At 35.8% G+C, this 20,088-nt stretch carries 14 protein-coding genes and 11 pseudogenes; 12 read left to right on the forward strand and 13 right to left on the reverse strand.

The genetic code is table 11. The annotated features are described in order from the left end of the window. The first annotated feature begins 7 nt into the window (after window positions 1-7). Window positions 8-415 (forward strand): GNAT family N-acetyltransferase, encoded by a 408-nt coding sequence (locus ABWU71_RS05860; RefSeq protein ID WP_353284273.1) that lies wholly within the window; start codon window positions 8-10, stop codon window positions 413-415. Between the two features lie 68 nt (window positions 416-483). On the opposite strand, the pseudogene ABWU71_RS05865 reads toward ABWU71_RS05860, so the two are convergent. Both ABWU71_RS05865 and ABWU71_RS05870 read right to left on the reverse strand, forming a co-directional pair. Then, window positions 484-1,053 (reverse strand): annotated as a pseudogene (locus tag ABWU71_RS05865) (hypothetical protein); the annotation flags it as partial. A gap of 20 nt (window positions 1,054-1,073) precedes the next feature. Continuing rightward, window positions 1,074-1,933 (reverse strand): IS630 family transposase gene (locus tag ABWU71_RS05870; protein ID WP_353284076.1). Its coding sequence is split into 2 segments (ribosomal slippage): window positions 1,074-1,609 and window positions 1,609-1,933, totalling 861 coding nucleotides; the frame shifts between segments, so codons are not numbered across the junction. Window positions 1,934-1,994: 61 nt separating this feature from the next. Here ABWU71_RS05870 and ABWU71_RS05875 point away from each other — a divergent pair. Both ABWU71_RS05875 and ABWU71_RS05880 read left to right on the forward strand, forming a co-directional pair. After that, window positions 1,995-2,318 (forward strand): annotated as a pseudogene (locus ABWU71_RS05875) (transposase); the annotation flags it as partial. 5 nt (window positions 2,319-2,323) lie between these two features. After that, window positions 2,324-2,479, forward strand: a pseudogene (locus ABWU71_RS05880) (cytochrome d ubiquinol oxidase subunit II); the annotation flags it as partial. A 15-nt stretch (window positions 2,480-2,494) separates the two neighbouring features. On the opposite strand, the pseudogene ABWU71_RS05885 reads toward ABWU71_RS05880, so the two are convergent. Further along, a pseudogene (locus ABWU71_RS05885) lies at window positions 2,495-2,818 on the reverse strand (transposase); the annotation flags it as partial. A 61-nt stretch (window positions 2,819-2,879) separates the two neighbouring features. Between ABWU71_RS05885 and ABWU71_RS05890 the strand changes: the two are divergent. Next, window positions 2,880-3,739, forward strand: a protein-coding gene (locus ABWU71_RS05890; RefSeq protein ID WP_353284076.1) for an IS630 family transposase whose coding sequence is annotated in 2 segments (ribosomal slippage) — window positions 2,880-3,204 and window positions 3,204-3,739 — 861 coding nt in all. Because the reading frame shifts where the segments join, the coding sequence is not laid out codon by codon here. Window positions 3,740-3,767: 28 nt separating this feature from the next. Here the strand turns inward: ABWU71_RS05890 and ABWU71_RS05895 are convergent. The 5 genes and pseudogenes from ABWU71_RS05895 to ABWU71_RS05915 all read right to left on the reverse strand — a co-directional run. Further along, a pseudogene (locus ABWU71_RS05895) lies at window positions 3,768-4,239 on the reverse strand (IS5 family transposase); the annotation flags it as partial. Window positions 4,240-4,299: 60 nt separating this feature from the next. After that, window positions 4,300-4,605, reverse strand: a pseudogene (locus ABWU71_RS05900) (IS630 transposase-related protein); the annotation flags it as partial. A gap of 33 nt (window positions 4,606-4,638) precedes the next feature. Then, the gene (locus ABWU71_RS05905; protein WP_410530449.1) at window positions 4,639-5,595 is read right to left on the reverse strand and encodes a hypothetical protein; all 957 of its coding nucleotides are present in this window, start codon (window positions 5,593-5,595) and stop codon (window positions 4,639-4,641) included. Further along, window positions 5,592-6,384, reverse strand: a protein-coding gene (locus ABWU71_RS05910) for an IS5 family transposase (protein WP_265023453.1) whose coding sequence is annotated in 2 segments (ribosomal slippage) — window positions 5,592-6,119 and window positions 6,121-6,384 — 792 coding nt in all. Because the reading frame shifts where the segments join, the coding sequence is not laid out codon by codon here. Before ABWU71_RS05910 ends, ABWU71_RS05905 begins: the two co-directional genes overlap by 4 nt. Window positions 6,385-6,457: 73 nt before the next feature. Then, window positions 6,458-7,250 (reverse strand): IS5 family transposase gene (locus ABWU71_RS05915; protein ID WP_353284274.1). Its coding sequence is split into 2 segments (ribosomal slippage): window positions 6,458-6,985 and window positions 6,987-7,250, totalling 792 coding nucleotides; the frame shifts between segments, so codons are not numbered across the junction. A 377-nt stretch (window positions 7,251-7,627) separates the two neighbouring features. On the opposite strand from ABWU71_RS05915, the gene ABWU71_RS05920 reads away from it, so the two are divergent. Continuing rightward, window positions 7,628-8,905, forward strand: coding sequence for an adenylosuccinate synthase (locus ABWU71_RS05920; protein WP_353284917.1), 1,278 nt, complete (start codon window positions 7,628-7,630; stop codon window positions 8,903-8,905). Between the two features lie 103 nt (window positions 8,906-9,008). Beyond that, window positions 9,009-9,098 (forward strand): annotated as a pseudogene (locus ABWU71_RS05925) (IS5/IS1182 family transposase); the annotation flags it as partial. Between the two features lie 28 nt (window positions 9,099-9,126). On the opposite strand, the pseudogene ABWU71_RS05930 reads toward ABWU71_RS05925, so the two are convergent. Both ABWU71_RS05930 and ABWU71_RS05935 read right to left on the reverse strand, forming a co-directional pair. Beyond that, a pseudogene (locus ABWU71_RS05930) lies at window positions 9,127-9,692 on the reverse strand (IS630 family transposase); the annotation flags it as partial. A 1-nt stretch (window position 9,693) separates the two neighbouring features. Then, window positions 9,694-9,954 (reverse strand): annotated as a pseudogene (locus ABWU71_RS05935) (transposase); the annotation flags it as partial. 63 nt (window positions 9,955-10,017) lie between these two features. Between ABWU71_RS05935 and ABWU71_RS05940 the strand changes: the two are divergent. Next, a protein-coding gene (locus ABWU71_RS05940; protein WP_353284076.1) for an IS630 family transposase occupies window positions 10,018-10,877 on the forward strand; the annotation gives its coding sequence in 2 pieces (ribosomal slippage) (window positions 10,018-10,342 and window positions 10,342-10,877; 861 coding nt in all). Between the two features lie 17 nt (window positions 10,878-10,894). Here the strand turns inward: ABWU71_RS05940 and ABWU71_RS05945 are convergent. The 3 genes and pseudogenes from ABWU71_RS05945 to ABWU71_RS05955 form a co-directional block, all read right to left on the reverse strand. After that, window positions 10,895-11,438: pseudogene (locus ABWU71_RS05945) on the reverse strand (IS5 family transposase); the annotation flags it as partial. A gap of 73 nt (window positions 11,439-11,511) precedes the next feature. After that, window positions 11,512-12,304 (reverse strand): IS5 family transposase gene (locus ABWU71_RS05950; RefSeq protein WP_265023453.1). Its coding sequence is split into 2 segments (ribosomal slippage): window positions 11,512-12,039 and window positions 12,041-12,304, totalling 792 coding nucleotides; the frame shifts between segments, so codons are not numbered across the junction. A gap of 60 nt (window positions 12,305-12,364) precedes the next feature. Further along, window positions 12,365-12,670 (reverse strand): annotated as a pseudogene (locus tag ABWU71_RS05955) (IS630 transposase-related protein); the annotation flags it as partial. 499 nt (window positions 12,671-13,169) lie between these two features. On the opposite strand from ABWU71_RS05955, the gene coxB reads away from it, so the two are divergent. From coxB to ABWU71_RS05980, 5 genes are all read left to right on the forward strand, one after another. Further along, on the forward strand, window positions 13,170-13,934 hold the full coding sequence (gene coxB / locus ABWU71_RS05960; protein ID WP_353284275.1) for a cytochrome c oxidase subunit II: 765 nt from the start codon (window positions 13,170-13,172) through the stop codon (window positions 13,932-13,934). Window positions 13,935-13,949: 15 nt separating this feature from the next. Then, complete coding sequence (gene ctaD, locus ABWU71_RS05965; protein WP_353284276.1) at window positions 13,950-15,500, forward strand: cytochrome c oxidase subunit I; 1,551 nt, start codon at window positions 13,950-13,952, stop codon at window positions 15,498-15,500. A gap of 1 nt (window position 15,501) precedes the next feature. Continuing rightward, complete coding sequence (locus tag ABWU71_RS05970; protein ID WP_353284277.1) at window positions 15,502-16,389, forward strand: heme o synthase; 888 nt, start codon at window positions 15,502-15,504, stop codon at window positions 16,387-16,389. A gap of 176 nt (window positions 16,390-16,565) precedes the next feature. Then, window positions 16,566-17,003, forward strand: coding sequence for a ribonuclease HI (gene rnhA, locus ABWU71_RS05975; RefSeq protein WP_010082655.1), 438 nt, complete (start codon window positions 16,566-16,568; stop codon window positions 17,001-17,003). Then, window positions 16,996-19,947, forward strand: a complete 2,952-nt coding sequence (locus ABWU71_RS05980) for an AsmA-like C-terminal domain-containing protein (RefSeq protein ID WP_353284278.1) — start codon at window positions 16,996-16,998, stop codon at window positions 19,945-19,947. Before rnhA ends, ABWU71_RS05980 begins: the two co-directional genes overlap by 8 nt. Window positions 19,948-20,088 lie beyond the last annotated feature (141 nt).

Consider the following 20,088-nt stretch of genomic DNA (forward strand, 5'->3'; position numbering starts at 1 on the left):
CCGAGAGATGAAAATAGAACACACCACATCACCAAGTAGCAAAGACATTGAATTCCTACTCAAAAAGATTAATGAAGAAACCGTTGATAAAGGTACGTGTAACCCATTTGCTTTTTTTATTCGCGATGATACTGAACAAATTATTGCAGGTTGTAGCGGTTTTGTTATCTATGGTTCAATTTACACTGACTTGCTTTGGGTACATTCTGATTATAGAAGAAAAGGTATGGGAAAGCAGCTAATGGAAGAAGTTCATGATTATAGTCGTGAGATGCACTGTAAAATAGCAACCGTTGCAACCATGAATTTTCAGATGGCAAGAGGATTCTATGAAAAACTTGAGTATAAGTGTGATCTTGTACGTCCAGGGTATGTTGATGGAGCAACATGTATATTTTTGAAGAAAGTGTTGTGAGATGCACTGTAAAATAGCAACCGTTGCAACCATGAACTCTAAAATATTTAAGGAGCCTACTAGTATCTTTAAAGTAAATGTTCATGTGATTCCACAGATAATCTCTGTTTTTTTATTTTATCTGTCCATTTATCATTTTCTATATCTTGTTTGTTGGTTGCTCTTTTTTCCTGCTCAACAATTGCCTTATCTACCTTCTGATAAATTGCATCAATTGCATTAATTGCATTTTTTTCTTTGTATACTTCGCTTTTCCCTTCAATAATTAACTTAATAAAAGTATTTACAACAGACTGCACTTGATTATGATTAATATGGCCTCTTATCAAAGAAGGTAAAGAGTTTAATTCCATCAATACTTCTAATGCTGTTTTATCTTGAGTGGAAAGCCCTAAATTATCTGCTACTTCACTTATTAATAACTCTCTGTTTTCTTTATTATCTTCCAATTTAGCATAATCACTCAATAGATCCATAACTGTAGATACTCTGACTTCAACAAGATCATTAACATCTTCTAGAGCAAGTCCTAACCCCAAGAACCTCTCTCTGAGATTTTCGCTTAAAAGATTGATAAATTCTTCATTTGCATCTGATCCTGTGGTTGATATTGTACCATCTAAATAGTTATAGCATTTCTCATAATAGTCCGAACAGGTCATAGGAAGGCAGAATCAACAGCACGACGAAAGGATTCGAATAGAGGAATGTTTTTCCTAGCTCTGTTTTTTATAGCAAACCAATGATGCTCAATTTTGTTGAAATCTGGAGAATACGGCGGCAGATACAAAATTTCTGCACCAACTCCTCTAGCAAGCTCGATAATCTTACCAGACTTATGAAAAGTAGCATTGTCAAGAATGACAGTCTGTCCAGGTTCCAAGATCGGTGTCAAAAATTGCTCAAACCATCCATTAAAAACATCCATATTACAGTGGCCTTCAAAGGTTAATGGAGCAACTATCTTTCTTCTACTTAAGGCTGCAACCATACTGATTCGTTGAGTTTTCTTTCCAGATTTTAGGCCATAAAACCGCTGTCCTTTCTGGCAATACCCATATGGATAGTCCTCTGTGTTATCAATGCCAGACTCATCTATATAAACTAAGTTTTCTGGTTCTTTTGTTGCTATAATTTTTAAGAATTCAGCACGTTTTTCTTCGTTTCTTTCCTTGTATCCATATGTCTTTTTTTGCGCGTAAATCCAATTTTTCTGAGAGCTCGGTGGATCGTTTGGATACTAACGTTGCCCCAAAGTTTAGCCATTTCCGACAGAGTCTTTCCTCCGTTTTCTCTGGCAAATTTAGCAAAGGCATCCCAGTCGGTGATTTTGTGATTGTAACCTCCATTTCCAAGTTTTTTTGATTGAAAGTCTCCTGTTTCTTTTCTTCTTTGCTGCCACTCCCATAAAGTAGTTCGTCCAATTTTAAATCTTGCTGCCACTGTTTCTCTGCTTCCTCCCTCCTCTAGCGCTTCCATTGCTTTTTTCCTTAAGTCATAACTATATGCTGCTGGCACTCAACCTCCTTATCATCGTCTATCCTTATCTTATCACATCCGGACTTCTATGAAAAGAGCTATAACTGACCGTAGCAGTGCTGTGAGAATGGTCGAAAATGCAAAAGAAAACCTCTCGGGAGTTAAAAATGTACTGGTTGATGCAGGCTATACTGGAGAGAATTTTGCAACTCAAATAAAAACGATTATTGGTGCAACCGTTGAAGTGATAAAAAGAAATGAATTACATTCCTTTGTTGTATTGCCCAAAAGATGGGTTGTGGAGCGATCTTTTGCTTGGTTAGAAAAATGTAGAAGATTGTGGAAAAATTGTGAGCGAAAACTCAATACTAGCCTACAAATGGTCGTTCTGGCTTTCACTGCCTTACTTCTGAAAAGATTATGAACAGGCTCTTAGGCGCATTTATACATGGTGTAGAAGTAAACGGACGCAACTTTTCTGGTGGCCAATTTGATTGGGCAAGTGCTTTTAGTGTAATGACAGGCGTTGCTGTGATATTTGGATATGCACTTTTAGGTTCTACATGGCTCATAATGAAGACAGAAAATATAAGAGCCTGTTCATAATCTTTTCAGAAGTAAGGCAGTGAAAGCCAGAACGACCATTTGTAGGCTAGTATTGAGTTTTCGCTCACAATTTTTCCACAATCTTCTACATTTTTCTAACCAAGCAAAAGATCGCTCCACAACCCATCTTTTGGGCAATACAACAAAGGAATGTAATTCATTTCTTTTTATCACTTCAACGGTTGCACCAATAATCGTTTTTATTTGAGTTGCAAAATTCTCTCCAGTATAGCCTGCATCAACCAGTACATTTTTAACTCCCGAGAGGTTTTCTTTTGCATTTTCGACCATTCTCACAGCACTGCTACGGTCAGTTATAGCTCTTTTCATAGAAGTCCGGATGTGATAAGATAAGGATAGACGATGATAAGGAGGTTGAGTGCCAGCAGCATATAGTTATGACTTAAGGAAAAAAGCAATGGAAGCGCTAGAGGAGGGAGGAAGCAGAGAAACAGTGGCAGCAAGATTTAAAATTGGACGAACTACTTTATGGGAGTGGCAGCAAAGAAGAAAAGAAACAGGAGACTTTCAATCAAAAAAACTTGGAAATGGAGGTTACAATCACAAAATTACCGACTGGGATGCCTTTGCTAAATTTGCCAGAGAAAACGGAGGAAAGACTCTGTCGGAAATGGCTAAACTTTGGGGCAACGTTAGTATCCAAACGATCCACCGAGCTCTCAGAAAAATTGGATTTACGCGCAAAAAAAGACATATGGATACAAGGAAAGAAACGAAGAAAAACGTGCTGAATTCTTAAAAATTATAGCAACAAAAGAACCAGAAAACTTAGTTTATATAGATGAGTCTGGCATTGATAACACAGAGGACTATCCATATGGGTATTGCCAGAAAGGACAGCGGTTTTATGGCCTAAAATCTGGAAAGAAAACTCAACGAATCAGTATGGTTGCAGCCTTAAGTAGAAGAAAGATAGTTGCTCCATTAACCTTTGAAGGCCACTGTAATATGGATGTTTTTAATGGATGGTTTGAGCAATTTTTGACACCGATCTTGGAACCTGGACAGACTGTCATTCTTGACAATGCTACTTTTCATAAGTCTGGTAAGATTATCGAGCTTGCTAGAGGAGTTGGTGCAGAAATTTTGTATCTGCCGCCGTATTCTCCAGATTTCAACAAAATTGAGCATCATTGGTTTGCTATAAAAAACAGAGCTAGGAAAAACATTCCTCTATTCGAATCCTTTCGTCGTGCTGTTGATTCTGCCTTCCTATGACCTGTTCGGACTATTATGAGAAATGCTATATCTCTGCTGTTGTTATATAAATTGCATGGGGCAAACCTTGCGTATCTACTGCAATATGGCGTTTTATTCCTGAAATCTTTTTGCCTGCATCATAGCCTTTTTCTTCAGCAGTATCTGCATTTTTTACACTCTGTGCATCAATTATGCAGAAGCTGGTTTTTTCTTTCCGACCATTGTTTTGTCGGACCACGCCAACTATTTTTTCTTAACACCAGCTCCAGAACACTTTCTTTATCTGCATCTGGTTTTTCACTCCACTTCTTAAAATAGTCGTAACAATTGCGCCATTTTGGAAACTCTTTTGGTAGCATTCTCCACTGACAACCGCTTTTCAGAACGTATAACACTCCACAAAATACATCATACAAATCAAGTTTCCTTGGTTTTGTTTTTTTTCTACAGGACTCTAGATCTGGTAACATAATCTCAAATCTTTCCCGACTTATATCACTTGGGTATAAACTCCTCATATATCCTAACTTATATATATTATCTCTTAGTTTATTCCTTTCTTGAGATCATGTACAGGTTCTGAGAGCTCGGTGGATCGTTTGGATACTAACGTTGCCCCAAAGTTTAGCCATTTCCGACAGAGTCTTTCCTCCGTTTTCTCTGGCAAATTTAGCAAAGGCATCCCAGTCGGTAATTTTGTGATTGTAACCTCCATTTCCAAGTTTTTTTGATTGAAAGTCTCCTGTTTCTTTTCTTCTTTGCTGCCACTCCCATAAAGTAGTTCGTCCAATTTTAAATCTTGCTGCCACTGTTTCTCTGCTTCCTCCCTCCTCTAGCGCTTCCATTGCTTTTTTCCTTAAGTCATAACTATATGCTGCTGGCACTCAACCTCCTTATCATCGTCTATCCTTATCTTGTCACATCCGGACTTCTATGAAAAGAGCTATACTTACTTTTATTTGAGTACCTAAGTCATGCTCTATTTGTATTTTTGTCTCATGTTTAAATCCTAATTCTGCACAGAATTTCTGAAAATATTCTTTAATAATATCAAACAAGCTCTTGCCATTATCTTTATAATTTTTTAACTCTTCAGGAATAGTAAGTGACAGTTTACCATCACCGTATGTTACAAAGTCTTCACCATTGTGAGATTCAATTGTAAATTCCAATGAACTGGGCAGATTACATATCTTATCGCCATGCATAACTTGATTTTTAACAGAGAGTATTGGTAGCCTCATATTAGATCTAATTCTCACATTATTTTGGTTAGCACAATCAATGTTTATTACTTTTTTAGGATTTTCTACTATGAACGACTGTCCAAGTGCAAGTTGAGTTTGTATAAATGGAGCAGCCTCATATCCTGCTTGATTACAATTGGTGACTAGCTCTTCTAAAATAGCATCACTTGGAACTTCCGCACTAGCGTATCTAAACATTTTCTTGAAAACTTCTTTTGCAAAGGAACGGTAATCCTTGTTTTCATCTCTCTCTGTAGGTAATAAATGGATATACCCGTGGCCAGCATTGTAAAATTCTTCAAATTCTTTCTTATATGAATCAGTTTTTTGATAATCAGCAGTTTTGGGATTCTCGCAGTGATCCTTCCACAGCTCACCCAATGCATCACTTGCAAGCTCTTTCTCAATATCTTCAAGTACTGAAGCAACAAATGCTTTGCCATGATCCGTATCTATTTCTCTTGTTCCTTTTTTGTTAAATATTTCGTCATTATATATATCATCACTATTAAAAAGTTCGCTTTTGCGGTGCTTAGCTCCTTCCTTAAATGCAATAATAAGATTTTTATCTATTTCTTTTCCGTTAATAATAAAATTCATCCTTTGAAAATCTAAGAGCCTGTTCATAATCTTTTCAGAAGTAAGGCAGTGAAAGCCAGAACGACCATTTGTAGGCTAGTATTGAGTTTTCGCTCACAATTTTTCCACAATCTTCTACATTTTTCTAACCAAGCAAAAGATCGCTCCACAACCCATCTTTTGGGCAATACAACAAAGGAATGTAATTCATTTCTTTTTATCACTTCAACGGTTGCACCAATAATCGTTTTTATTTGAGTTGCAAAATTCTCTCCAGTATAGCCTGCATCAACCAGTACATTTTTAACTCCCGAGAGGTTTTCTTTTGCATTTTCGACCATTCTCACAGCACTGCTACGGTCAGTTATCTCTGCTGTTGTTATATAAATTGCATGGGGCAAACCTTGCGTATCTACTGCAATATGGCGTTTTATTCCTGAAATCTTTTTGCCTGCATCATAGCCTTTTTCTTCAGCAGTATCTGCATTTTTTACACTCTGTGCATCAATTATGCAGAAGCTGGTTTTTTCTTTCCGACCATTGTTTTGTCGGACCACGCCAACTATTTTTTTTTAACACCAGCTCCAGAACACTTTCTTTATCTGCATCTGGTTTTTCACTCCACTTCTTAAAATAGTCGTAACAATTGCGCCATTTTGGAAACTCTTTTGGTAGCATTCTCCACTGACAACCGCTTTTCAGAACGTATAACACTCCACAAAATACATCATACAAATCAAGTTTTCTTGGTTTTGTTTTTTTTCTACAGGACTCTAGATCTGGTAACATAATCTCAAATCTTTCCCGACTTATATCACTTGGGTATAAACTCCTCATATATCCTAACTTATATATATTATCTCTTAGTTTATTCCTTTCTTGAGATCATGTACAGGTTCTAAGAGCCTGTTCATAATCTTTTCAGAAGTAAGGCAGTGAAAGCCAGAACGACCATTTGTAGGCTAGTATTGAGTTTTCGCTCACAATTTTTCCACAATCTTCTACATTTTTCTAACCAAGCAAAAGATCGCTCCACAACCCATCTTTTGGGCAATACAACAAAGGAATGTAATTCATTTCTTTTTATCACTTCAATGGTTGCACCAATAATCGTTTTTATTTGAGTTGCAAAATTCTCTCCAGTATAGCCTGCATCAACCAGTACATTTTTAACTCCCGAGAGGTTTTCTTTTGCATTTTCGACCATTCTCACAGCACTGCTACGGTCAGTTATCTCTGCTGTTGTTATATAAATTGCATGGGGCAAACCTTGCGTATCTACTGCAATATGGCGTTTTATTCCTGAAATCTTTTTGCCTGCATCATAGCCTTTTTCTTCAGCAGTATCTGCATTTTTTACACTCTGTGCATCAATTATGCAGAAGCTGGTTTTTTCTTTCCGACCATTGTTTTGTCGGACCACGCCAACTATTTTTTTTTAACACCAGCTCCAGAACACTTTCTTTATCTGCATCTGGTTTTTCACTCCACTTCTTAAAATAGTCGTAACAATTGCGCCATTTTGGAAACTCTTTTGGTAGCATTCTCCACTGACAACCGCTTTTCAGAACGTATAACACTCCACAAAATACATCATACAAATCAAGTTTCCTTGGTTTTGTTTTTTTTCTACAGGACTCTAGATCTGGTAACATAATCTCAAATCTTTCCCGACTTATATCACTTGGGTATAAACTCCTCATATATCCTAACTTATATATATTATCTCTTAGTTTATTCCTTTCTTGAGATCATGTACAGGTTCTAAGAACATTGTTTCACCAGAATTTGCTAATTCATTATCTTGATCTGCTCTTAATTTACTAAAATTGAACTCTTTAGCTGTGGCCTTTAATCTAACTACTGGACTCTTATTATTTTTTCCTTTTGCCTCTTTCATAAATAGCACCTTACTGTAAATATGCTGTAAGTTGTATCATATAATGATGAATAATTTGGTAATATATTAAGAAAATCGACAGTATATTTCTTTATTTAAGAGGTGCAGGAAAGGCATAGATTTCTCTTTCCATTTGTAGCGTACTGTATTAACATTTATGTATTAATCTAGAAAATAATGATGAATAACATTGTAATTGTTGGTCTGCAATGGGGTGACGAAGGCAAGGGTAAAATAGTAGATTATCTTTCTGAGAATGCAGATGTAGTTGTGAGATTTCAGGGAGGAAATAATGCAGGACACACTATAGTAATAGATGATGAGGTTTATAAATTAAATTTACTGCCCTCTGCTGTTTTGAGGCCAGGCAAAATATCTATCATAGGAAATGGCGTTGCTCTTGATCCACACGCTCTAATCTCAGAAATAGAGTCATTGAAAGTTAAAGGAGTAGACGTAAACCATAACAATTTGATGGTATCCGAGAGCTGTCCATTAATACTTAGCGTACATAAGTACAAGGAAAAGCTATTTGAAGATTTAAATGGAAATCACAAAATTGGTACAACAAACAAAGGAATAGGGCCATGTTATGAAGATAAAGTTGGAAGGAGAGCTATACGCCTTTGTAACTTAGAAAATGCAGATGAGCTCAATAAAAGAGTGGATACTCTTTTGAATTACCACAATGCTATCAGGAAAGGCCTTAACTACCAGGTGGTTAAAAAAGAAGAAATATTAAAAGAAATTCAAGAGATTTCAGAAAAAATTCTTTCATATAAAAAACCTGTGTGGAAGATATTAAATGACTTTATGAAAGAAGGTAAGAAAATAATATTTGAAGGCGCCCAAGGCACATTTTTAGATATTGACCACGGAACTTACCCTTTTGTTACTTCAAGTAATACTGTAGCGTCGCAAGCAATAACAGGCTCAGGATTAGCCTCCAATGCTTACATTGTTGGTGTGGCAAAAGCTTATACAACAAGAGTAGGCAATGGTCCATTTCCTACTGAGCAAAAGAACGAGATTGGAGATAGCTTATTTACTATAGGCAAGGAGCTTGGAACAGTAAGCAATAGGAGAAGGCGTTGCGGATGGTTCGATGCAGTTTTAGTGCGCCAGGCCGTACAACTCTCTGGAGTTTCAAGCATTGTATTAACCAAATTAGATGTGCTTGATTCTTTTGATACAATTAAAATATGCACTGGTTACAAGTATAGCGGAAAAATATATGATTATTTACCCGCATCGCATTCAATACAAGAGGAATTAGAGCCAATATATGAAGAGTTTCCTGGCTGGAAAGAAAACACTCAAGGTAAAAGGTCGATTGAAACGTTGCCTATCAATTTAATAAAATATATAGAAGGGTTAGAAAAATTAATAGGTGTACCAATTCATCTAATTTCAACTAGTCCAAAGAGAGAGGATGTTATTAAGCTTAAAGATTTCTGAAAACGTCTTTGTATCTTAGAGCCTGTACGTAATCTCAAAAAAGAGATAAAGTGAGAGGATAAAGTATATAAAGTAGGATATGCGAAGTTTATAACCAAGTGACATAAGTCGAGAAAAGTTTGAGATTATTGTAGCAGATCTGGAATCTTGCAGAAAGAAGATAAAACCAAGAACACTTGATTTATATGATGTATAGCATTTCTCATAATAGTCCGAACAGGTCATAGGAAGGCAGAATCAACAGCACGACGAAAGGATTCGAATAGAGGAATGTTTTTCCTAGCTCTGTTTTTTATAGCAAACCAATGATGCTCAATTTTGTTGAAATCTGGAGAATACGGCGGCAGATACAAAATTTCTGCACCAACTCCTCTAGCAAGCTCGATAATCTTACCAGACTTATGAAAAGTAGCATTGTCAAGAATGACAGTCTGTCCAGGTTCCAAGATCGGTGTCAAAAATTGCTCAAACCATCCATTAAAAACATCCATATTACAGTGGCCTTCAAAGGTTAATGGAGCAACTATCTTTCTTCTACTTAAGGCTGCAACCATACTGATTCGTTGAGTTTTCTTTCCAGATTTTAGGCCATAAAACCGCTGTCCTTTCTGGCAATACCCATATGGATAGTCCTCTGTGTTATCAATGCCAGACTCATCTATATAAACTAAGTTTTCTGGTTCTTTTGTTGCTATAATTTTTAAGAATTCAGCACGTTTTTCTTCGTTTCTTTCCTTGTATCCATATGTCTTTTTTTGCGCGTAAATCCAATTTTTCTGAGAGCCTGTTCATAATCTTTTCAGAAGTAAGGCAGTGAAAGCCAGAACGACCATTTGTAGGCTAGTATTGAGTTTTCGCTCACAATTTTTCCACAATCTTCTACATTTTTCTAACCAAGCAAAAGATCGCTCCACAACCCATCTTTTGGGCAATACAACAAAGGAATGTAATTCATTTCTTTTTATCACTTCAACGGTTGCACCAATAATCGTTTTTATTTGAGTTGCAAAATTCTCTCCAGTATAGCCTGCATCAACCAGTACATTTTTATAGCTCTTTTCATAGAAGTCCGGATGTGATAAGATAAGGATAGACGATGATAAGGAGGTTGAGTGCCAGCAGCATATAGTTATGACTTAAGGAAAAAAGCAATGGAAGCGCTAGAGGAGGGAGGAAGCAGAGAAACAGTGGCAGCAAGATTTAAAATTGGACGAACTACTTTATGGGAGTGGCAGCAAAGAAGAAAAGAAACAGGAGACTTTCAATCAAAAAAACTTGGAAATGGAGGTTACAATCACAAAATTACCGACTGGGATGCCTTTGCTAAATTTGCCAGAGAAAACGGAGGAAAGACTCTGTCGGAAATGGCTAAACTTTGGGGCAACGTTAGTATCCAAACGATCCACCGAGCTCTCAGAAAAATTGGATTTACGCGCAAAAAAAGACATATGGATACAAGGAAAGAAACGAAGAAAAACGTGCTGAATTCTTAAAAATTATAGCAACAAAAGAACCAGAAAACTTAGTTTATATAGATGAGTCTGGCATTGATAACACAGAGGACTATCCATATGGGTATTGCCAGAAAGGACAGCGGTTTTATGGCCTAAAATCTGGAAAGAAAACTCAACGAATCAGTATGGTTGCAGCCTTAAGTAGAAGAAAGATAGTTGCTCCATTAACCTTTGAAGGCCACTGTAATATGGATGTTTTTAATGGATGGTTTGAGCAATTTTTGACACCGATCTTGGAACCTGGACAGACTGTCATTCTTGACAATGCTACTTTTCATAAGTCTGGTAAGATTATCGAGCTTGCTAGAGGAGTTGGTGCAGAAATTTTGTATCTGCCGCCGTATTCTCCAGATTTCAACAAAATTGAGCATCATTGGTTTGCTATAAAAAACAGAGCTAGGAAAAACATTCCTCTATTCGAATCCTTTCGTCGTGCTGTTGATTCTGCCTTCCTATGACCTGTTCGGACTATTATGAGAAATGCTATAACTCCCGAGAGGTTTTCTTTTGCATTTTCGACCATTCTCACAGCACTGCTACGGTCAGTTATCTCTGCTGTTGTTATATAAATTGCATGGGGCAAACCTTGCGTATCTACTGCAATATGGCGTTTTATTCCTGAAATCTTTTTGCCTGCATCATAGCCTTTTTCTTCAGCAGTATCTGCATTTTTTACACTCTGTGCATCAATTATGCAGAAGCTGGTTTTTTCTTTCCGACCATTGTTTTGTCGGACCACGCCAACTATTTTTTTTTAACACCAGCTCCAGAACACTTTCTTTATCTGCATCTGGTTTTTCACTCCACTTCTTAAAATAGTCGTAACAATTGCGCCATTTTGGAAACTCTTTTGGTAGCATTCTCCACTGACAACCGCTTTTCAGAACGTATAACACTCCACAAAATACATCATACAAATCAAGTTTCCTTGGTTTTGTTTTTTTTCTACAGGACTCTAGATCTGGTAACATAATCTCAAATCTTTCCCGACTTATATCACTTGGGTATAAACTCCTCATATATCCTAACTTATATATATTATCTCTTAGTTTATTCCTTTCTTGAGATCATGTACAGGTTCTGAGAGCCTGTTCATAATCTTTTCAGAAGTAAGGCAGTGAAAGCCAGAACGACCATTTGTAGGCTAGTATTGAGTTTTCGCTCACAATTTTTCCACAATCTTCTACATTTTTCTAACCAAGCAAAAGATCGCTCCACAACCCATCTTTTGGGCAATACAACAAAGGAATGTAATTCATTTCTTTTTATCACTTCAACGGTTGCACCAATAATCGTTTTTATTTGAGTTGCAAAATTCTCTCCAGTATAGCCTGCATCAACCAGTACATTTTTAACTCCCGAGAGGTTTTCTTTTGCATTTTCGACCATTCTCACAGCACTGCTACGGTCAGTTATCTCTGCTGTTGTTATATAAATTGCATGGGGCAAACCTTGCGTATCTACTGCAATATGGCGTTTTATTCCTGAAATCTTTTTGCCTGCATCATAGCCTTTTTCTTCAGCAGTATCTGCATTTTTTACACTCTGTGCATCAATTATGCAGAAGCTGGTTTTTTCTTTCCGACCATTGTTTTGTCGGACCACGCCAACTATTTTTTTTTAACACCAGCTCCAGAACACTTTCTTTATCTGCATCTGGTTTTTCACTCCACTTCTTAAAATAGTCGTAACAATTGCGCCATTTTGGAAACTCTTTTGGTAGCATTCTCCACTGACAACCGCTTTTCAGAACGTATAACACTCCACAAAATACATCATACAAATCAAGTTTCCTTGGTTTTGTTTTTTTTCTACAGGACTCTAGATCTGGTAACATAATCTCAAATCTTTCCCGACTTATATCACTTGGGTATAAACTCCTCATATATCCTAACTTATATATATTATCTCTTAGTTTATTCCTTTCTTGAGATCATGTACAGGTTCTTAGAGCTCGGTGGATCGTTTGGATACTAACGTTGCCCCAAAGTTTAGCCATTTCCGACAGAGTCTTTCCTCCGTTTTCTCTGGCAAATTTAGCAAAGGCATCCCAGTCGGTAATTTTGTGATTGTAACCTCCATTTCCAAGTTTTTTTGATTGAAAGTCTCCTGTTTCTTTTCTTCTCTGCTGCCACTCCCATAAAGTAGTTCGTCCAATTTTAAATCTTGCTGCCACTGTTTCTCTGCTTCCTCCCTCCTCTAGCGCTTCCATTGCTTTTTTCCTTAAGTCATAACTATATGCTGCTGGCACTCAACCTCCTTATCATCGTCTATCCTTATCTTATCACATCCGGACTTCTATGAAAAGAGCTATATTTTCTATAATACATAAACCTTTGGTCCAAGCTGTCAATGCCACCATAGGCATTAAAAGTTAATTAACAAACTGCAATGTATAATGAAATAAAGACACTTGCAAGATTTTGATCTTGCAAATCATAAACTTATCATAAAGTTTAATAGTGTCTGTTACTGCTTTTAGGTGTGAGGCTAGAGGGTTATTAGCAGTAACAGACACTATTAAACTTATTATAGAATTTACTTAAAGTAAATACTTAATTTAAAATATTATAATATTTTTACTTACAATAGATTTATGTAAATGCTTTTTTCCTCAAATTAGTATTGTACTATTATACTTGTTGAATGCTAAAAAATTATTAACCATCACTAATCTCTATTTGCATAGTAAGTTTATATATACTATTATACAGTATATCATTTAGTTTTATAGCAAACAAACAAAAGATATGGTGAAGTTATTTACACTATTGATAATATTTTACTCAAATATATCTGTCGCCTCTGCTCCTACTTCCTGGCAATTTGGATTTCCTGCTCCTGCCACTGAAGTAATGGAGGCTGTAGTTAGGTCACATTCGTTTGTGATGGTTGTGATGGTTGCAATAATGCTTTTTGTGTGGGCGCTGCTTGCTTATGTAGTATTTCGCTTTCGTAAAAGCAAAGTGGCAAACGTAAGCCAAACTAATCACAATGTCCTTTTAGAAATTGTTTGGTTTGTGATACCAACGATTATTGTTGGAATATTAGCCTTTGAAAACGCTAAATTACTGAAGCTACAGGAAGAAATACCGAAAGCTGATATAACACTAAAAGTTATTGGCCATCAATGGTATTGGAGCTACCAATATCCAGAATATCAGGGTGTGTCATTTGATAGTTATATTAAGGGAAAAGAAGATTTTATCGAAGGAGATTTAAAGCTATTCTCTGTTGATAACAACATCATTTTACCCGTTAATGCTAACGTTCGTTTACAAGTTACAGCAGGAGATGTGATACACAGTTGGGGAGTACCGGCTTTTGGTGTAAAAATTGATGCGATACCAGGAAGGCTAAATGAAGCGTGGTTTAATATCAAAAAGCCTGGTGTTTATTACGGGCAGTGCTACGAATTGTGTGGTCAAGGCCATGGATTTATGCCAATTGTTGTTGAAGCAGTAAGCAAAGAAGATTTTAATAAGTGGATTGAAAATAGAAAATTAGTGAGTTAAATTTGGAGTATAGATATGAGTGACACACCAAAGGGCATAAAGCGTTGGTTGTTTTCCACAAACCATAAAGACATAGGGACACTGTACATTATTTTTTCCATATTAGCTGGAATTATTGGTGGATTATTATCGGTGATTATTCGCACTCAGCTAATGCACATTAATATACTTAACAATAACTATCAATTATATAACGTAATGGTTACAGGGCATGCGTTGATAATGGTGTTTTTCATGATAATGCCAGCCCTCATGGGAGGATTTGGTAACTGGTTTGTACCTCTCATGATTGGCGCACCAGATATGGCATTTCCTCGTATGAATAATTTAAGTTTTTGGTTGTTAGTGTCATCTTTTATTTTGCTCATTTTCTCAGTGTTTATTGGTGAAGGTCCAGGTACGGGTTGGACTTTATATCCACCTTTATCACAGGTAATGTCCCATCCAAGTGCAGGAGTTGACCTTGCTATACTTGCACTCCACGTTGCTGGTATGTCGTCAATTGTTGGGGCGATCAACTTTATAGTTACTATATTTAACATGCGCGCAAAAGGAATGTCATTAACTAAGATGCCACTGTTTGTTTGGTCTGTCTTGCTAACAGCATTTATGTTGATTGTTGCCTTACCGGTGCTTGCCGGTGCTATAACTATGCTTCTTACTGATCGCAATATTGGTACTTCCTTTTTTGATCCTGCCGGTGGTGGTGACCCTGTGTTATTTCAACATTTATTTTGGTTTTTTGGTCATCCAGAAGTTTACGTAATTATTTTTCCTGCATTTGGCATCATAAGTCAGGTTGTATCAACTTTTTCTCACAGACCTGTATTTGGTTACATAGGGATGGTTTATGCAATGATAGGTATAGCAGTATTTGGCTTTATGGTTTGGGCTCATCATATGTTCACTGTTGGGCTTAGTGCTGACGCTGCTGCATTTTTTAGCACTACCACAATTTTTATCGGTGTTATAACTGGTGTAAAAGTCTTTAGCTGGATTGCAACTATGTGGGGTGGAGCAATTGAGTTTAAGACCCCTATGCTATTTGCACTAGGTTTTATTTTTATGTTTGTTGGCGGTGGCATAACGGGAATAATTCTTTCTCATGGTGGAATAGATAAGCTCCTGCACGACACCTATTATGTTGTTGCTCACTTCCATTATGTCATGTCACTTGCTGCATTATTTGGAGCTTTTGCTGGCTTTTATTATTGGATTGGTAAAATGTCGGGTAAACAATATAATGAGCGCTTAGGTCAAATCCACTTTTGGCTTACTTTTATTAGCACCAATATCACTTTTTTACCTCAACATTTCTTAGGATTAGCTGGTATGCCAAGGCGTATACCTGATTATCCTGATGCGTTTATCCCTTGGAATTATATATCCTCAATTGGTTCGTATATGTCCTTTGTTTCAGTTATGTTTTTTGTGTTTATAGTTATACATCTCTTTAAATGGGGCAAGAAAGCTGGAGATAATCCTTGGGAAGGTGACACCTTGGAATGGACGGTATCTTCACCACCGCCTTTTCATACTTTCGAAAAACCACCAGTGGTAAAATAGAATGTACACAAGTGTTTTGCTAAATGTTGAATCAACAATACTGGATTTTTGGCGTTTGCTGAAGCCAAGGATAATGTATCTTGTGGTATTTGCTGCAGTTGCTGGTATGGTTACTGCACCAGGTAGTATGCACCCTTTTCTAGTACTAGTATCTCTTATATGTGTTGCTCTTGGCTCAGGGTCTGCAGGTGCTATAAATATGTGGTATGACAAAGACATAGATCTGCTCATGGAAAGGACAAAAAACCGCCCTATACCCTCAGGTAGAGTTTCTGCAGAAAGCGCGCTTGAATTTGGTATAACTCTTGGAATATTGTCAGTATTTATCATGGCAATAGCAGTAAACTATATTTCTGCTGCTTTGCTTGCAGTTAGCATATTATTTTACGTTTTCATATATACAATTTGGCTAAAAAGGCGCACTCCGCAGAATATCGTTATCGGTGGTGCAGCAGGTGCTTTCCCTCCAATGATTGGCTGGGCAGCTGTGACTAATTCTGTCAGTTGGGAAAGTTTCATTTTATTTTTAGTAATTTTTATGTGGACTCCGCCACACTTTTGGGCCCTATCTTTAAATAAGCCTGAAGACTATGCAAAGGCATCGATTCCAATGTTCAATATTGTTTATGGTCCGGAAAAAACAAGAAAATATATATTAATTTATAGTGTCTTGCTGGTGCTAACTAGCTTGCTTCCAGCTCTATTCTTGAAAGAGGCTTTACTTTATCTAAGCATGGCAATTTTTGCAGGTTGCATCTTTATTTGGTACGCTATATCAATTCTCAGATTCAAGAACCACAACTCACAGAAACAAATGTTTTCTTATTCAATTTCTTATCTATTTTTCCTATTCGCCAATATTATTTTTTGTTCTATTGATTTATTTTAGTTATGAAAGAACGGCAGAAACATAAAAACTATTTTTTACTTTTCCTTTTGGTAATGCTCGTTGTCACACTTTTTTTTGTTTCTATAATAAAATTTAAAGGTGCAGCTTAAACTACCTTTAGAAATTGTGCTTTCATAAAAGCAACTATATACTTTATTAATTCATTACAGTTAAAGATGAGTAAAAAAGAAGTGATAATATACACGGATGGGGCGTGTTCTGGTAATCCTGGAGCAGGAGGATGGGCAGCTATCATATTATTTCAAGATTATAGAAAAGACATTTATGGTAGAGAAGAAAATACCACAAACAATAAAATGGAGTTAACAGCGGTGATCAATGGGCTGAAAGTATTGAAATTTTCTTGTAATATTAATTTATATACGGATAGTCTTTATGTTAAGCATGGCATAACAGAATGGATAAATAAGTGGAAAATGAATGGCTGGAAAACAAGTAATAAAAAATCAGTAAAAAATATGGAATTGTGGAAAGAGCTAGACAACGTTGCTTCACAACACGAAATTGATTGGAAGTGGGTTAAAGCACACAGTGGTGATAAGTATAATGAGGAGGCTGATAGTTTAGCAAGAAAAGCAATAATCGATGCTTAAAAAAATCACTATATCACTTTCCATAGTTCTATTGTTCGTATTCTGCTTATTTGTCTTTTTTAAGGGTGAGAGTCCTTTAGAAATCAATATTAATTATATTAATTTTTATGTTAAACATAAAATATCAAAAACATTTGTTGGCTCAAGCGTTAATATGGAGAATACCTCAGTTGTTTGGCAGAAAGATGCGTATTTAGTCATTACAGATTTGGCAATAGCAAATCCTAATTTTACTATAAAAGTTCCTGAGCTTTTTGTACATTTTAAGTTAAGTTCCTTATTTAAAGCTAGCACAAATCTCTCTCAGGTTTCAGCTGATAATGTGCATGTATGTATCAATCAGAAAGAAGCTGACTTTAAAGCAGTAAATTTTAATCTGCAAAACTCAGTAAAAACAATAAGGGAATTTTTTTTTGACTTAAATGCGGATTCAAAAATTGAATTTACTAACATCGCTATTGATAAAAGCACAGAAGATGAATTTTTTATTGATAAATTATATATAGGGAAGGGGGAAGATTTTAATGTTTTAGATATTCATGTGAATACAAAAGATGAAAAGGGATTTTTGGATGATTTATCAATTACGATAAAAAATCGCAACAATTTGCTAAATGTGTACGGGACATTTTATGATCTAAAATCGGGACTATTGAGCGAGTTTTCTACATTAGTTAAAAGCTACAATTTGGACAAAAATATAGGATTCAAAGGAAGCTTCTCAGTGAAAATTAATAAAAAGGATGAAATTGTAGGTGGAAATATATACATATTGAATACAGAAAATTATTTGAACAAAAATTTAGCCTTAACTAATGTAAATATAAATTTAACGTATAGTGATGGAATTATTAGTGTAAAAAACTTCCATTTTAAGTTAAATGACACGTATCTCTCTTTGATAGGCAAAATGAACTTTAGTACAAGTCATGCTTTGCTTAGAATTAATATTAGTAAGTTTGCTGCAAAGGATTTATGTACTTATGTACCAGATGGTGTAGTGAATAGTAAATTTAAAAGCTGGTATTGTGATAATATTGACGGGAATGTTTTAAACACAATTGTAAGTTTCAATGGCAAAATTAACAATTTGGTTGATGACGATCTGTCAGATATCGTAGTAGTTGCTGATATAGAAAACGGTAGCGTAAAATTTGATGAAGATTTTGAGCAAGTAAAGGAATTAAAGGGTGATTTGATCATCAAGAATAACGATCTTGAAATTACTGTAAATAGCGCTAAGTTTCAGAATTTCACTATTAATGGTGGTGATATTGAAATGAAATCTCTCGATAAGGAAAATTCAGTTCTAACCATTAATGGCCAAGCTGTAAGTGATGCGTATGGTTTATATGAGCCTATAAGATTTAAGCTGGATGATGTGGTGAAGGTTGAAAGGGATATAGTAAGTGGAATGGCAAAATCCGTATTTAATTTTCGCATTTTTAATCTAAACGTTGATGACAAAAAAGTAGATTTTTCGGCCAATTTTCATTCTGAAATTGACAATTTGGCCGTCTATAATGCAAGTCTTGGTAAATATGATATTAAGCTTAGTTTTGGCAGTGACTTTATAGATTTAAATGGTAATGGTATGGTGAATAACACACAGCTATTATTTGACCTGAAAAGTAGCAATAGGAATGAAAGTTTCGCCTGGAATTTGACCGGAGATTTACCCGCTCAAATACTTAATTTTGATGAAAATATAGGTGGCTATGTCAATACAAATATAGAATCGGTGATAAATCAAGATAAGACGGGGCATGTTAATGGTAATATGGATTTATCAGAGCTTGAATCACGTTCAAGTTATTTTGGGTGGAAAAATCGTTTTGAAGATCACAATAAAGTTTTGTTTTCTACAAGGTTAAAAGGAGCAGGTGAATTGTTAATAGACAAATTAGATGTTGTAGGAAATGACCTAGATATAAAATTCAGCGGAAGAGTAGAAAATGGAAATTTATATTTAAATTCTAGTAGTTTTAAATTGCCTGATAATGATTTTAGTATAGAAATTGAATCAGGTAAGGAAAAAAATGTTATAACTGTTCATGGTGAGGAAATTAACTTAAGTGATATCTTAGGCTTGCTTGGTAAAAACAGTAATGGATTAAACAAAGATATAGAGATTAGTATGAATGTTGACAATGTAATGATGAAAGAAGGCATCGTTATCAAAAATGCTAAGCTGAATGTAACCTGTACTAAAGGTAATTGCAATGGAAGTCAATTTACAGGACAGTTTCTAGAAGATAGCAGCAACATACTAGCGGAATATAGTGGAATAGGGCTCGAAATATATGCGGATAATGCAGGTATACTTTCGCGTTCCTTAGGCATTAGTAAATCAATTAAAAACGGCAAATTGTCTTTTTATCTCTCTCCTCAGAGAGAAAGTGGAGAACATTATGGTACGTTATCCATTAGCAATTTCTACATCAAAGATGCTCCACTACTTACTACTTTATTGTCGATGTCCTCATTGCCTGGCATTGTAAATGCCATAAAAAATGAAGGTGTATACTTTTATAAATGTAATGCACCTTTCTCATACAAAGACGGCTCTGTCGAAATTGAAGAATCTTGGCTTGAAGGAGCGGAATTAGGCATTAGCACTAGCGGTAAGCTCGACATTAGAAATTATAAATTCCAAGTTGAAGGACAAGTAATACCAGCATATTCAATTAATAAATCTTTGTTAAAAATTCCTATAATTGGGAAACTTCTTACTGGCGGGAAAAGTAGGGGAATCGTTTCAATAGACTATAAAGCAAGTGGTGATGACAAAAACAATAACGTATCTTTTGATCTTATCTCTTCGCTAACTCCAAACCTATTAAAGAGGTTATTGGGAGTGTTTGATCGCATTATGACAAAAACTAACGAAGCTGTCATCAGTGGCTTAAAAGGTGGTGTGAAAAAGAAATTTGGTTCGATATGACCAAAAGGGAAGTTGTTTAACAAAATTATGGACAAAAATGCAAGAATTTCAGAATGATCTACCTGGTTTTTATCTAGTTGTTTAAGTATCCTTTATCGCCTCCCCATATCTGCAAAGTCAACTAGAAGGGTAGGGGATAAA

The organism is Wolbachia endosymbiont (group A) of Lasioglossum fulvicorne (assembly GCF_964028605.1).
Lineage (GTDB): Bacteria > Pseudomonadota > Alphaproteobacteria > Rickettsiales > Anaplasmataceae > Wolbachia.